The 17059-nt window shown below is 66.0% G+C and carries 1 protein-coding gene; it reads left to right on the plus strand.

Features of this window, described 5'->3' with window-relative positions:
* Positions 1-48 precede the first annotated feature (48 nt).
* Entirely contained in the window at positions 49-17055 is a 17007-nt protein-coding gene (locus tag AB7008_RS18765; RefSeq protein WP_441259253.1) for a leukotoxin LktA family filamentous adhesin, read from the plus strand.
* The last annotated feature ends 4 nt before the right edge of the window (positions 17056-17059 follow it).

A 17059-nucleotide genomic window follows, 5' to 3' on the forward strand; every position in this document is an offset into this window, starting at 1 on the left:
TCCCACCCGGTTGTGGATCGGCGCGAATGCCGATGAAGAGGATCTGAAATGCGCGGACCATCTGCGACGCGACACAATGACGAGCTGACGACGCTGCGCGGGCTGGCGCGCTTCCGTTCGATGTCGCTGCTCTGCGCGATGCAGATGGTCTTCCTGCCGGTGTTCAGCGTCCGCCTGCAGGCGCAGACGGCGAACGTGATCACCCCGGATGGGCGCACGGGCACGTCCTTGCAAACCTCCGGCAGCGTGACCAACGTCACGACGTCGACGATTTCGGGCAACAACGCCTTCAACTCGTTCTCGCAGTTCAGCGTCGGGCAGGGCAACACCGTCAATCTGCAGCTGCCGACCGGCACGCAGAACCTCGTCAACATCGTTCGCGACGCGCCTGTTTACGTCAACGGCACGCTGAACTCCTATATGAACGGCGCGATCGGCGGTAACGTCTATTTCGCCGATCCCAAGGGGTTCGTGGTCGGCCGCAGCGGCACGGTCAATGTCGGCAGCCTCAACGTCTCGACGCCGACACGCGAGTTCACCGACAGCCTGATCGGCGCGGGCGGGCAGATCAACCAGTCGGCGGTCGGCAACCTCATGGCCGGCTCGTTCCCGGTCTCGCCCGACGGCAACATCCGTATCTATGGCCGCATCAACGCGATCGACGGCGTGCGCCTGACCGGGCAGAACGTCTTTGTCGGCGGCGCCACCCAGCGCGACATCGCCAATCTCGATCACGCCGCGAAATTCGCAGCCTCCGTCAACTCGAAGGGCCTGCGCAGCGCCAGCGCGATCACCGTCAGCAACGGCTCGATCCATATCGGCGCCGTCAACAACGCCAGGATCAACGGGCGCCTGACCGCGCAGAGCAAGAGCGCGACGCCGAGCAACATCACGGTTCAGGCCGGCAACAACATCGATGTCGGCAAGAAGGCCAACCTCAACATCGCAAGCGCAAACGGCAATGCCGGAGAGATCCGCCTGAAGGCGGCGCAGAACCTGACCGTCGCGGGCGGCGCCAGGTTCGATGCCAGCGCGAAGACGGGCAATGCCGGTCTCGTCGACTTCAGCGCGAACGGGATCATCGACATTGGGAAAGGCATCAAGGTCGACCTCAGTGCGGACAACGGCAAGGCCGGCACGCTGCTGATCGACCCGACCGACGTGGTCGTGGGTGATGCCGCTCAGGGCGACACCGGCGTGACGCTGTCGAACAGCTCCATCGTGAATGCGCTCGCCGGGCTCAGCGCCGGTGCCGACTACCTCATCCAGGCCGATCATTCCATCACGCTCGCCGCGCATGCGATGATCGATGCCCGCCGTCTCGATGGCTCCGGCCATTCGACCGGCAACGCCAACAACGTCATCATCGACGCGCCGAACATCGAGATCATGAATGGCGCGCAGATCCTGGCCCAGTCGGTCAACTTCGGCGGGACCACCTACGCCGACGGCAACGTGACGCTGAGGGCAACGGCGAGCGACATCAAGCTGTCCGGCCAAGCCACCGCCGCGACGTCGATCACGGTCGACGGCAAGATCACCGGCGGCATCATCTCGATCAGCGCGACCTCGACGGCCGTGTCGAGTTTCCTGAACGGTTCGGTGGCCGGTGATTTCGCGCTTGTCGGCTCGACGCTTGCCGCCTCGCTGCTCGGGCTCAATGGCGGCTATGTCGCGGCGAGCGCCACCGCGACCATCAACATCAACAGCCATGCCGACATCAACGGCCGTGGCGACGTCACCATTTCCGCGCATGCCACGGAGACCGCGTCGGATCCGGCGGTCGCCTCCACCTTGCTCGGCAGCCTCACGCCGGTCGCGGCCGGTGTGGTCGTCGGCAAGATCGACGGCAGTGCCACGACCAACGTGGCCTCGGGCGCGACGGTCAGCGCCGGCGGCAACCTCGAGATCAAGGCGCTCAACGATGCGACCATCGCCATCTCGGCCCTCGCGGCGTCGACGAGCGCGCAGATTGTCCCGACGGTGGCCTATTCCACGGGATCGGTGACGACGACCGCCAACGTCGCGACCGGCGCGCATATTGCTGCCGGCACGGTGAACACGAGCGGCGGCACCCTGAAGGTGCGCGCGATCAACAACAACTCGTTCTCGACCAGCGCAACGTCGGTTGCGGCGCCCGGAACGGGGGCGAGCGGTGCTGTCGGCGGCGCGTTCGCCATCAGCGACATCACGACGTCCGCGACCGCGACGCTCGGCGCATCGCTCGGAACCGATACCGCCAACCGGATGAACGGCTCCGTTCTGGTCGAAGCGACGTCCGATACCACGCTCAATTCCACGATGGCTTCGTCCATCGCCGGCCTCCCGGCACTGATCGCGGCAATCGAAAGAGGACTGCGTGCCGTCACCGCGCCGACGTCGATCATCAGGGACCATATGGGCTCGCTGATGCCGTTGAGCTTCGATTTCAAAGTCGCAGGCGCGCTCTCGCTGGCCAACAGCACCCAGAGCGCTACCGCTGCGATCGCGCAGAATCCGAGCGGCGGCGCGCCGAGCATCTATGCCAGCGGCAACGTCGCCGTCGCCAGCAACGTCATCGATCGCGGCGTTCGCAGCAATGCGACGTCCAGTGCGATCACGAAGGACCCGGTGTCGGGCGAGAGCACCGCGATCAGCGCGGCCGTCGCCTGGGGCAATTTCACCCACAATTCGAATGCCTATATCGGCGGCGGAACCCTGGTCAACGCGGCGAATATCGCCGTCGATGCCACCACCGAATTGCCGATCACCAACACCTGGCTGAAATGGGATGGACTGGGGGCGGTGCTGAGCCACCTCAACGGCAATCTCGGCGTCGGCGGCAACATCCTGACCAGCTACGCCAATGCCACCGCGGACGCCGGCGACACGATCGGCATCGCCGGTTCCCTGAACCATTTCGTCGTGAACAACAACACGACTGCGTGGGTGGCCGGCAGCGCCAGCCTGACGGCGACCTGCGCGACCGCGGCCTGCGGCAGTGGCACCGGCTGGTCGGTCGGGATGGACAATGGCGACGTCCATACCTACAACGCCAGCCTCCAGATCGCGGCCACCACGACCACGGCGTCGATCGACGCCGCCGGCAATGTCGGCACGCTCGGCTTCCTGTTCGGCAACACCTCGGGCGGCTCCTCCGTCGGCGGCGCGCTTAATCTCGTCCAGTTCAACACCAATACCATCGCCGGCGTTTCGGACCGTGCGACGCTGCGTGCGGCGGACGACATCGCCGTCAACGCGATCACCTCCGACCAGTTCGTCGCTGTCGCACCGTCGTCCGGCAAGGCTGCCGGCACGCTGGCGCTGAACGGCATCACTTCGCTCGGTTTCCTGAACAACACGACGCACGCGTCGATCTCGAGCCAGGCCACCGTCTATGCCCCGACCGTCGGCATCCTGGCGCAGCAGGACCTGTCGGTCGTGACGCTGTCCGGCGCGATGAGCTATAACGGGAGCGGCGGTTCGGCGGTCGGCTTGTCGGTCGCCTATCTCGGCGCAAATACCGACACCTCCGCCTATATCGGCGACAACCATTCCGACATCCGGCCCGGCGTGTTCAGCGCCAACGATCCGTTCGCCGGCACCAGCGGCGGAAGCGGGGCGGTCAATGTCGACAATCTGACACTCAGCGCGACCACTTCGGGGCGCATCACCGCGGCCGCCGTCGCGGCAGCGGTCTCCGACCCGGCGTCGTCCAGCTTCTCCGACAAGGCGGGCGCTGCCGGCGCCGCCTCGACCGGAGGCGCCGCCGGCGTGACGACGGCGGCGGGCAAGATCGGTTCCACCTCGGGATCAAGCACCAGCGGCTTCAGCCTCGATCTCGCCGGCAGCTCGTCGGTGAGTGACGTCGCGCTCAATACTAGCGCCTATATCAGGAACACGACGGTCAACAAGTACACCACGACCGGCGCCGTGCTGACCAACACGATCGTTCAGGCGCTGAACGACACCATGCTCAACAATGGTTCGGGCTCGGCGGCGCTCAATCTGGCCGGAGGGTCCGCCACGGGGGCTGCGATCGGCGGCGCGATCGCGGCGGCGATGTCGAACAATGCGACGCTCGCCTATATCTACGGCACCACCATGAACAACCAGAGTTCGGTGACGGTGCAGGCGCTCAATGGCGGCTCGGAGACCGTCGTTGCCATCGGCGTGGCGGGATCGAAATCCAATTCAGCGTCGCTGTCGGCCTCGGTCGGCATCATCACTGATAGCGCCAACGCCTATATCGAGAGCTCGACGATCACGGGGCAGGCGAGCGGCGTCAATCGCGCGCTCGAGGTCGACGCCTACCAGACCACGAACATCGCGATCGGCGGCGGCTCGCTCTATATATCGGGTGGCCAGGCCGGCGTCGGCATCGGGTTGACCTATGCGTCGATCGCCGATCCCACGGGCGGAAACGCGACCGACGCGCATATCCGCAGCACGGCGATCTCGAATTACGACACCCTGCTGGTGATGGCCGACAGCGCCAGCGTGATTGCGGCCGGTGCGGCCTCAGGCGGGGGCGGGGCCAGCGCCAACGGGCTTGCCGGCGCGGTCGTCGTCAGCGAGATCACGCCGACCACGACGGCCTATATCAACAGCGGCTCGACGGTGAGCATCAATGTCGGCCGCGTGACGGTGCTGGCGGACAGCGGCGCGGTGTCGGCGCTGGATACGGCGCTCGGCAACCTCGTCAAGAAGTCGAACAATAATCATCTCGCCACGGACACCTGCACGGTCGCCGGCGGTACCGGCGGGCAGAACTGCATCGACTTCAGCGCGGCTGCGCTCAACGATGGCACGGGCAACGGTCCGGGTGCCAGCATCGTCTCCGTTGCGGGCCTTATCCAGGCCGGCAAGAACAATGTCGGCGCCTCGATCGTCTACAACACGATCGCGACGACGCACTCGGCTTACATCGCCAACGTCCTGATGACGGCAGGCAGCAACGGCAATGTCAGTGTGAGCGCGGTCGATTCCTCCAAGATCCAGGCGGTCACGATCGGCTTCGGTCTTGCGACCGGACAGTTTGCGGGCGTCGGCGGCACCACGATCAGCTCGATCGCCAACACGGTTTCGGCGGCGATCGGCAACAACCTGTCCAGCGCGACGCAATCGTCCGTCACGGCCAAGAACATTTCCGTCAACGCGACCGACAATTCCAGCATCACCGGAACCGCCGCCATCGCGGGCGCCTCGACGCAGGGCAGCGCCGCGGGCCTGGCGCTCGTCTACAGCAGCATCGCCAACAATGTCAGCGCCGGCGTCACCGGGTCCAAGCTGACTGCCTCGGGCAGCGTCGCCGTCGGTGCGAACTCGAACGCCAACATCGCGACCGTTGCCGTCGGTATCGCGATGTCCTCGCAGGTCGGGCTCGCCGGCTCGGTTGCCACCAATCTGATGGGCACCAACGTCACCGCCAGCATCACCGCCGCCGGCACCAACGGGATCAACGGCGCCGACGTCACCGCCACCAACAACGTCGCCGTGATCGCCGGCAACAACGACAAGGCGGCCGTGTTCGCCGGCGCCGTGTCGATCAGCAAGGGCGCAGCCGGCGGCGCGGGTTCGCTGGTCACGAACCAGATCACCGGGACGACGGCGGCCTATATCAGCGGCGCGAACACCAAGGTCGATGCGCTCGGGACCAGCACCACCGATACGTTGTCGGTCAACAACGGCACGCTGGTGCATGCCTTCGATCTCGGCACCGCCCACGCGCCGACCGACTCTACGCCCGATCTCTCCGAGAACCAGGACATCCTGCGCGGCCTGGCCGTGGTCGCGAGTTCGCACCAGGCGGTCGTGACCAACGTCGCGTCGGTCGCCGCGAGCAGCGGCATCTCCATCATGATCAACCCGATCACCAACGTGATGAGCGGGGAGACCAGGGCCTATATCGACAGCGCCGCGATCGACACGCGCCTGACATCGTCGACGCTGGCGCCGCAGATCGAGGTCGCGGCGTCGAGCTTCTCCTATTCCGGCGCGTTCGGCGCCGGCATCGTCGCGCCCACCGGCAACGGCGGCGGCGGTGCCACCATCATCAGCACCACGATGCAGCGCGGCACGTTCGCCTACATCACCAATGCCACGGTCGGCGGCGTGCAGTCGTCGAGCGCGACGGTCGGCGCCGTCACCGTGAAGGCCAATGCCGAGCAGGATGCGTCCTCGATCGCGGTCGGCTTCAACACCGGCTCGGTCGGGCTGAACGTGTTCCAGGCGACGACGGAAGCCTATGTCGATGGTGGCGCGCTGACGGCTGCGTCACTGACCGTGAACGCCACCAACAACACCGGCATCTTCTCGGCGAACGGCTCCGGCGCCTACGGCAGCCAGGCCGCGATCGGCGCGGCGTTCCTGGTCCAGGTCTCCTCGAACCGGACCGAGGCCTATGTCGGCGACGAGTTCCACTATCAGGGCAATGGCGCTGCACACACGACCGCGCTGAACCTGAGTGGCGCGCTCGACGTCGAGGCCAAGACCAAGAACCGCTTCGAGGCCTATGCGATCGGCGGTGCGCTCTCGACCGGCACGGCAGCGATCGCCGGCATGGCGAACATCGAGATTGCCAACAACACCACCATCGCCGGCGTCTACGACACCACGCTGCAATCGGTGACGGGCGGTGCGGCCGGTGCGGTCACCATCAACGCCAACGAGGACGTCGCGATCAAGGAGATCGCAGGTGCGCTCGCAGTCGGCGCCAGCGGGGCAGGGGTCGGCGTCGGCGCAGCCGCCAACGTCATCGTGTTCAAGAGCCGGACCGTTGCGGAGAGCTGGAACAGCAATCTGAACTCGTCCGGCGCGATCAACGTCAACGCGCTCAGCACCAAGGAGGTGCTGTCCTACGCGGTCACCGCCGGCATCGGCGGCAGCGTCGGCATCGGTGCGACCGTCGGCGTCATCATCATCGGCACCAACACCGCCGATGCCGACACCCAGGGCCAGCAGACCGGCCAGCTCAACCAGGGCAACAACGGCACCATCGCGTCCGTGAACAGCGGCACCAACAACGCGCACGGTAGCAACGCGGTTGCGAGCGGCACCGCCGGCAATCCGAACAGTGCCAACGTGACGTCGACCTACGACGTCAGCAGCGTGCTGAGCGGCGGCAACGACGCCGTCGTCGCGCAGATCGCGGGCGGCAACGTCACGGGCACGCAGGTCAATGTCACTGCCACCAGCGCCAATGCGGCCAAGATGTATCTGCTCGGCGCCGGCTTTGCGAAAAATGTCGGCATCGGGGCCGGCATTGGCTACACCAGCGTCAACAGCACCGTGCTCGCCAATCTGAGTGACTACGGACGCAACGGCTCCGGCGTGCTGGTGGCCGCAGATACGCCCTTGGCCGTCACGGCACCTGTCGTTACCGTTGCGGCGGTCGTCAAGGACGCGACCACCGGACCTTACGCAGGCAAGACCATCGACACCGAGGCGATCGCCGGCGGTGCGGCGCTTTATTTCGGCGCGCAGGCGGCGGTGGCGGTCGGCAATGTCAGCAACTCCGTGGTGGCGATGCTCGGCGGCCAGATCACCGGCGCGAGCGGCACCGGCAATGGCGCCGCCGTCATGGCGCAGGATTCGACGACCCAGGTGGTCTTCACCGGCGGCGTCACCGGCGGTGCCGTGGCTGTCGGCGCTTCGGTCGCAACCGCAAGCCGAACGAGTTCGGTCGCAGCACGGGTTCTGAACGGCTCCACCGTCAACGTCGCCACGCTGGCGGTTGGCGCAAGCGGCGCCGGCACGCTGACGACGACGGCCACCGCACTCGGCGGCGGCATCGTCGCGGGCGTCGGTGCGGATGCGGAGGCCCACGAAAACTCGTCCGTGCTGGCGGAGATCGGCGCCAGTGCCTCGATCACGACGTCCGCGACCGGCGTCGGCACGCTGGCGTCGGCGTCGATCACGCCCAACCTTTCGAGCGAGGCGATCGGCGTTTCGGTCGGCGGCGCCGCCGTCGGTGTCGCCATTGCCAAGTCCACGGTCGGCGCCACGGTGACGGCCGATGTCGGCGACAATGTCAGCTTCTCGGGCGGTGCGCTCGCGGTGACCGCCATGGCGCTGGTTCCGACCAGCGGCACGACGACCTGGGCCAAGGCGCTCGCCGGCGGCGGCGGCTCGCTGATCGGCGCGCAGGGCAGCCTGGCCGTGGCGTCCGAGAACGCGACGGTGAACGCCTATGGCGGGACGGGCATCGTGCTGCCCAACGCCAACGTGACCATCGCGGCCGAGAACGACAGCGCCCAATATGCCGAGGGGACGGGTCTCTCGACCGGGTTCCTGGCGCTCGGCGCCACCGTCGCGCAGACGTCGTCGAGCGCGCACACCTATGCCTATCTGGGTGCGCCGGCGGACATGGATAATCTCAATCACGAGAATTACACCGGCATCCTCCGGATCACGGCGACCGGCACCGACACCAACGTCTCAAACGCGACGGTCGGCGCGGGCGGCACCTATGCCGGCGCGGCGGCGGTGGCCACCACCAGCTCGACGGCCGTGACCAATGCGCGGTTCGACGGCGGCACAGCGGATGACACGCTCTATTTCGGCGGCCTCCGCATCAATGCTATCCACACCACGAATTATGCCGCGAGCGGCGATGCCTATCAGGCGTCCACGGCCGGCGTCTCGGCCGGCAAGGCGCAGAACGACGTCGACTCCACCACCACTGCCGAGATCGGAACGCACCTGATCATCAATTCGGCGGGCGGCAACATGGTCGTCATCGCCAACGACATCGTCAACCAGGGCGGCGGCGGCGCGCGTTCAGGTTCCGGCGGCTCGTTCTCGGGCGCAGCCGCACTCAGCACCTCGACCGTCACCCAGCACGTCAACACCAATATCGGCGCCGGCACGGTGCTGAGCCTCAACGACGATCCGCGGACGTCGGCGGCGTTCATCAATATCGAGGCCTACAACACGCTGAACACCAACGACACCGCGAGCCTGGCCACGGCCAGCTTCTTCGCCGGTGGTGGCGCCGAATCCAACATGACCGCGAATGCCACGCTCGCGGTCAACATCAATGCCCGCGAGCTGTTCAGCGCCGGCAAGATCTATATCGGCACGGCGGCGAAGATGGCGGCGGCGAACAACGCCAATGCCAGCCTCTACGGCGCGATCGCCGGCGTCGGCGCCAGCACCAACACCTGGGTGCATGCCAACCAGTCCGTCAATGTCGGCGACAACGCGAAGATCGTGGCCTGGCGCGACATCACCATCTATGCGGGCCTCGCCGGCGACGGCAGCGTCTTCAGCAGCGTGCAGGCGACGGCGACGACGGTCGTCTACAACAACACCGCCATTCCGATCTCCACGCTCTACCGCGGCACGGCCAATGCCGACGACACCACGAGCCTGACGCTGGCCCCGACCTCGAGCATCCTCGGCGCGCGTGACATCTATCTGGGCGCAACGCAAGGGCAGGTCACCGCGGCCGGCAACGGCAGCAACTACAATCCGTATCTGGACATCTTCAGCGCCAAGAACAGCGACAACCACAGCCACACCAGCGGAACCGGTGACGTCGCGCTCAATGGCCTCGTGGTTGCGGGCATCAACAACGATTTGACCATCACGATCAATCTGGGCGCGTCCACGCCGACATTGAGCACAACGAGCCCGTACTCGTCGCTGACGAACAGCTCGTCGTCGGTCCTCGAATACGTCTCCGACGTCAATCACTTCAGCCCGGTGATGAGCTGGAACCACCAGACGGTCCAGTACACCGTCGTCGGAAACTTCAATCCCTACCAGCTGGTGGTCGATCAGCTGGCGACGCTGACCGGCCTGACCGCGGCACAGGTCCGCTCCCAGCTCGCGGCGGCGACGCCTACGGCCCCCGCCAGCATGTCGCCGTCCGGCACCGATCCGACCGGCGATATCCAGCGCCAGATCGACACGCTGATCAAGCAGGCGCCATTTACCTCCGACGCACCCGGCAACGCGTTCGCGTTCGGCGACATCCTGGTGTCCGCCGGCAACGTCTCGATCCTGGCTCAGAAGCTTACCGGCAACAGCGGCACCAATCCCGCCGCGCCGGCGGTCATCGCGCGCAGCTCGCCCTTGATCAAGATCGAGAACAAGGGCCTCGATTTTATGAGCCTGGGCAATCTCACGGTCACGGACGTGAGCGGAGGAAACATCACCTATCGCCAGATCGACCATGTCGACCCGGATTCGCACTCCAACGTGACCTTCACTGCGATGCCGAGCGCGACGCCGATCATCGACGTCTCGGCCACCTACAACCGCCTCGATCCCGACAGCGGCCAGGGCATCGACCAGAACGGCAACGTGCTGACACGTACGCCCGACATCTATTTCAACGGCGCCGTCAACAACGCGAACGGCCTGCTCAAGATCATCAACAATCTCGGCAGCGTCGTCGCGTCGCAGTCGCTCAGCGCCGCGACCGTCCAGATCGTGGTGCCCAAAGGCACGTTCACCTTCCTCGGCGGTATCGGGAGCTTCTACGACGCCGGCAGCGCGGTCACCTCGCAATGGGCCACCACCGAAGACAGGCCGGAGGACGCGCTGACGGCGGTGATGACGGCGGCGACCTATCTCGGCGCCTATGGCGACTACTACACCGCTCCGCATATCGGTGCCGGCAGCAATCACCCGTATTTCTATTACTGCTGCGTCGACGGCAATAACGGCGTGTATCAACCGGTCGGCAACGCCGATGCCAGCACGATCTTCACCGCGCGCATGCTGATGACGTTCTACGACGGTCACTCGCTCTATTCGTCGATCTTCCTGCCGATGGGGCAGGGCGCGCCCGGCAACGGCAATCAAAACGCCGGTAGCGTACCGAGTGTCAGCACCCTCCAGCAGATCGAGGGGCCGACCACTCAGGTCATCTCGACTGCGCCGTGGGAGAAACATACCTATGACGGCCGCAACGTTTACACGGATAGCGATCCGTACAAGACGCCGTTCAACTGTTCGGGATGCTCGGCCTTCTTCCAGGTCATCAACATCCAGCCGGACGCAATCACGCCGAAGACCGCGGATACGCCGGCCACCGCGACAGCCACCCGGACCATCAGCGGCCAGGCGGTCATCATCTCGGCGTCGGTGATCAACATCAACGGCACCATTCAGAGCGGATCGAGCAGCAATTACTCGGTCAACATCGGCGCCGACGCGTTGCAACAGGTCACGAATCTCAAGGGCAACAGCGCCGCCTTTGCCCAAGCCCAGGACAATGCGCGGAACGGCAGCTATGTCGACATTTCAGGGACCAATCTGACGACGTCTGGCACCGGCGACGTCAAGATCGGGGTGAAGTACAACGCGCTCACCGACCAATTCATCCTGAACAGCGTGGTGCAGGGCGCAGGTGGCTACGTCTATCTGAACGGCAAGATCATCTCGACCTCGACCGAGAACAACGTCTCGCAGGGCAACATCGAGATCAAGGGCGGCGCCGGCACGATCAATGTCAACAACACGACCGGGCTTGCGCTCGTCACCAACACCATCAATACCGGCGCCAGCGTCCAGAGCGTGGTCGAGATCGTCGACCAGCTCAAGGGCAAGACGACGTGGTGGGTCTACGATCCCAAGGCTGCGAGCAGCCAGCAGGTGTCGCGATACGAGGTGAACAGCGTTACCGCGAACGCGATCGATCCTTCGATGCTCGCGGCCAGGACCGGAACGGCAGGCGTCCAGTACGCGCCGAAGGACAACATGTACTATCAGTGGGTCGATACGGCGACGGTCGATCGTCCGACCAACAGCACGCAGTTCGACTATGGCTGGCACTTCACGCCGAACGCGACCACCGGAGAGAACTGGACCCGCACGATCAGCCTGGTTGAAGGCGTGCAGCAGGCCACGGGCGGCGGCGGTACCACCGGCAGTCTGCAGACCAGCAATTACCAGAAGGTCACCACCGCAACCGGCAGCTATCATTGGGCGGACGGCGTAGACGCGAACGGCAACATCAATCCGCTCGGCACCCACCCCAATGCGTGCTGCGGCGCGGACGCCCAGTTCAACTGGTACCAGGCGATCTACGATCACCTGACGCTCACGCTGACCAACACGGTCAAGGCGTCGAACCCGATCAACATCAAGTTCACCGGCGGCGGAAGCAGCGACGTCGTGGTCAATTCGACCTCCGGCATCGTCATCAACGGGTCGATCAACAACCTTCAGGGCACGACGACGCTCAACGCCACCGGCGCCAACTCGTCGATCACGGTCGGCGCCAATGCCAATAACCCGGTGATATCAGGTACGAGCGTGACGCTTCGGGGTGACGGCGGCATCGGCACGCTCGGCACCACCAAGGCTCCCGTCCAGGTGCAGATCTATGGCGGCAATCTGACCGCGAGCTCGATCGACCGCGACATCGCGATCTCCGCGATCGGCGCGCTGTCGATCAACCAGGTCAAGGTGAATTCGGCGGGCGCCACGCCGCAGGGCAGCGTCTTCCTCTCGGCAACGGGCGACATCAACTCGGCCTCCGCCTACAACGTCGCGACACCCGTCGTGATCGGCAAGAACATCGAGATCAACTCCACCTCCGGTGCGATCGGCGCGACGAGCGCGGTCGTCAACGGCGCCTCCACCCTGACCAACATCAATCCGCTGGTGATCCAGGCGACGGGCACGACGCAGGCGAGCGGCGCCGTCGATGGCGGCGTGCTCGACAGCGCCTCGGCCACCGGCACCTACATCATCCAGTCCAAGGGCGATCTGCGCCTCGGCACGATCCAGTCGACCGGCGGCCCGGTCTTCCTGGAAGCCGCCGGCTCCGACGGCAACCAGGCCAGCATCCTGAACGGCCGGGCGGCGGTCGGCCTCACCCAGGCGCAGAGCCAGCATCTCCAGAGCGTCTGGACGAGCCTCGACCTGCTCAGCGGCAACGCGGCCACCAATGCGGTCAACAGCTACCAGTCGATGGTGACGTCGGCCTACAACGACTACTTCCAACTCAAGAACATCGCATTCCAGGACGGCAGCACCTACAACCCGACCTCGGTGGGGCTGACGGTGCTGCGGGCGCAGGTGGCTGCCAAGCTCGGCATCGATCCCGCCAACGTCTCGACGACGGACATGAAGGTCGAGGCCACGACGCGGTTCCTGCGGGACCAGTTCCTACTCGGCAAGATCACCACCGACGAGCTCAAGACCTCGCTGACGACATTGCTCGGCACCGCTCCCACCGATCCGCTGGGGACCGTGTTCGGCAGCTCGCTGTCGGCGACCCTGTTCACGAAGCTGTTCGAGGGTGTGACGACAGCCAATCAGCGCTTGCCCAGCAACACGGCGCTGCAGACTGCGCTCAACACCTATAATGCGAACTACAGCTACACGCTCGCATCGACCGAGCGGGTCTACAGCATCATCACCGCGGGCTCGCAGTGGACGCAGAGCCAGCTCGCCTACACGGTGTCGTCCTCGGCCGTCGGCGCGGCGCCGCCGCCGATCGACGAGAACGTCATCGCCAATGTCAGCGCGAACCAGATCATGCTCTACGCGCCGCGCGGCTCGGTCGGCAATTCGGCCGCGCCCCAGACCTTCACCTTCACCAGCGTCGATTCCTCGTCGCTGACGCCGGAGCAGAGGGGCTTGCTCGCCACCGCCGGCCCAGGCCAGCTCACCGTCGGCGCGGTCACGGACCCGACCACCCATGTCACGACCTATACGGTCAGCCTGTCGCAACAGAACCTCGTCGTCGTCGACAACCCGATCGCGATCTCGGCCAAGGCGTTGACGAACATCTATCTCGGCAGCAAGAACAGCCTCGCGCTCGGCGGCGTCACCGCGAATTACGGCCCGATCACGGCCGCGCAGGCCAATGGCATCCAGGTGACCGGCCGCGGCGACGTCAAGCTCGACGCCGTCAACAGCATCTTCGCCAATGCGGGCGGGTCCGTGATCTCGGGTGACATCGGCAACCTGACCCTGATCGCCGAGCACGGCAATGTCGGCACCAGCTCGAACGCGCTTCAGATCGCGTTCGCCGCCCCGGGCAACGACCAGCTCGACCAGGTCTCGTCGGCGCAGGGCATCTACGTGAAGCAGACCACCGGCGATCTCATCCTCGGCAACATCGCCGCCGGCAATGCGATCCAGCTCGCCGCGACCGGCAGCATCTACGCCGAAGCCGACTTCACCGACCGTTCGGCGATCCATATCCTGGGCACCGACCTCGACCTGCGCGCCGGCGGCAGCATCGGATTCAACGGCTCGACCTTCCAGCCGCTACAAGTGAACATCTCGGGCGCGGTGACCGGCTCGGCGGTCGGCGACCTCAGCCTCCTCGCCGTCACCGGCGACCTCGTGGTCGGCACCAGCGGCCCCTCCGGGACGTTGACGGCCGGCGGGGCGCTGACGCTGAACGCTGCGCGCGGCGCGCTCACCATCAATGCCGACATCACCAGCGGCGGCCTGATGCAACTGCTCGCCAACCGCGGCATGACCTTCACGGCCGGCACCAGCGCGGCACCGGTGGTTGCGACCAGCAGCACGGCCGGCGTGACGCTGGTGGCCGCGACGCTGTCGATGGGCGCCTATTCGGCCATCAATGCCGCCGGCCTGATCTCGGTGACCACCACGGGCGATGCGACGATCGGCCAGCTGAACTCGTCGCTGTCCTATGCCGCCACCTCGAATACGCCGTCGATCGTCGTCACCGCCGGTGGCGTCGCCTCGCTCGGTGCGATCATCGACAATGGCGATGGCCAGAGCAAGTTCGTCGCATCCGGCGCGGGCGCCGAGCTGTCGCTGAGCGGATCGAACGGCATCGGCAGCGCGACGAGCCGGATGGCCTTCAGCGCCGTGCGGCTGTCGGCGAGCGCAAGTGCCGGCGACATCTACGTCAAGGCGCTCACCGACACCGAGGCAAGCCTGTTGTCGGCAGTGAAGGGCAGCGTGGACATCATCGGTACGGGCGGCCTGACGCTCAACCAGGTGGTGGCGGGGACCGCGACCGGCGCGAGCGGCAGCTTCAGTGCGGTCACGAACAACGGCAGCATCGTCATCGGCACCGCCGACAGCAGCGGCTCGCAGACGGTCCATGCCAGCCAGAACGTGACGTTCAAGTCGCTCGCGACCACCGACAATAGCGGCGATGCCGGCAACATCGGCGTCACAGCCGACAACGGCTTCATCCTGGCGCAGACCGTGACGTCGGGCGGCGTGACCACGCTGGGCTCGGTCTCGGCCCATGGCTCGGCGACGCTGCTGGCGGCCACGACCATCACCGGCAACACGCTCGCCACCACGGCCGGCTCGGCCGTGCTGACCGCGACCGGCCCGATCGACTGGAACACGCTCAATGTCGGGACGACGCTGGGCGCGACGGCCAGCCAGGGCAGCATCAACTTCAAGACCGCGCAGAGCGGCGGCACGCAGACCATCCGCGCCCATGACAATGTGACGTTCAATGCGCTGACGACGACCGGCATCACCGGCGATGCCGGCAGCATCAACGTCACCGCCGACAACGGCTTCATTTTGGCGCAGACGGTGACGTCTGGCGGCGTGACGAGCCAGGGCTCGGTCTCGGCCAACGGCTCGGCGACGCTGGTTGCGGCCACGACCATCACCGGCAACACGCTCGCCGCCACGACCGGCTCGGGCCTGCTGACCGCGAATGGTCCGGTCAACTGGAATGTCCTCAATGTCGGCACGACGCTGGGCGTCACTTCAGGCCAGGGCAGCATCACGCTCCAGACGGCGCAGAGCGGCGGCACGCAGACCATCCACGCCCGCGACAACGTGACCTTCAACGCGCTGACGGCGACGGGCATCAACGGCGACGCCGGCAGCATCAACGTCAACGCCGACAACGGCTTCATCCTGGCGCAGACGGTGATGTCAGGCGGCGTGCCGACGCTGGGCTCGGTCTCCGCCAATGGCTCGGCGAGGCTGATCGCGGCGGGGACCAACACCGGTCATAACCTCACGGCCACGACCGGCAACGCGGTCCTGAGCGGCACCGTCGTTCGTTGGGATAATCTCAACGTGGGCGGCACGCTCGACGTCACCGCGACGGCCGGAGGGATCACCGTCGGCACCGCCATCAGCGGCGGCACCCAGACCCTGCACGCCGTGAACGACATCGTCTTCAGCCAGCTCACCACGACGGGTATCCCGGGCGATGCCGGCGACCTCAACGTCAAGTCCGACACGGGCTCGCTCCGCGGCGGATCAATCTCGGCGCACGGCGAGACGCGTTTCGATGTGGCCGGATCGGTCTCGTTCGACCGGATCAGCGGCGACGTCGTCAAGATGACCTCGTCGGGTGACCTGACGATCGGCTGGGTCAGCGTCGTCCGGGAGCTCGACCTGGCGGCAGACACGATCAACGTCAGGGGCGAGCAGATCCGTTCGAATCCGGCGATTCCGCTGATCATGAACATCACCGGCTATAACGGCGGCGTCGCGAAGTCCGCCAACATCTCGATCGACCCGGACAGCATCATCGTCAACCAGTTCAGGGTGGTGGACGCCAACTTCCGGACCGACGCGCATGCGGTCACGATCCTGAACGGCTATGTGCCGGGCCAGCTCATGCTCACCACCGCGACCCAGCAGGTGTTCCTGAACAACCGGACGCTGGCGCCGATCAACGGACCGACGCTCCAGCTTTACCAGCCGGGCGGCGTGTTCACGATGAGCCAGATCGGCAACGCCAATGTCAGCAACGCCTATGTGGTGTTCTACACCGACGGCGTCTCGGCGAGCGTCACCAACTATGGACCGGGCCACACCTGCTGCTACGACTTCACCGGTGCCAGCATGGTGCGCAACATCGCGATCGACGGCGAGGGCAAGGAGACCATCGAGACCTGGCTTGCGAAGAAGGATGGCGGGACGTTCTATCTGCTCGGCCTCTCCGGCCAGGCGCGGCTCGATGCGCTGCTGACGCCGCGTCCGGTCGAAACCATCGGCTCCGGTCCCGCCGTCAACATCGAGGGACTGAACGACCTGCGCAAGCTGCGCCGTCAGGGGCAGCGTGTGGGTCGTCCGGGCTGGAAGGATGCGGCGGTCGAGACGGCGAAGCCGTCCGTTGGCCGTCTCGCACAGGCATGGTAACGAG

This window comes from Bradyrhizobium sp. 521_C7_N1_3, from assembly GCF_052075975.1.
Lineage (GTDB): Bacteria > Pseudomonadota > Alphaproteobacteria > Rhizobiales > Xanthobacteraceae > Bradyrhizobium > Bradyrhizobium japonicum.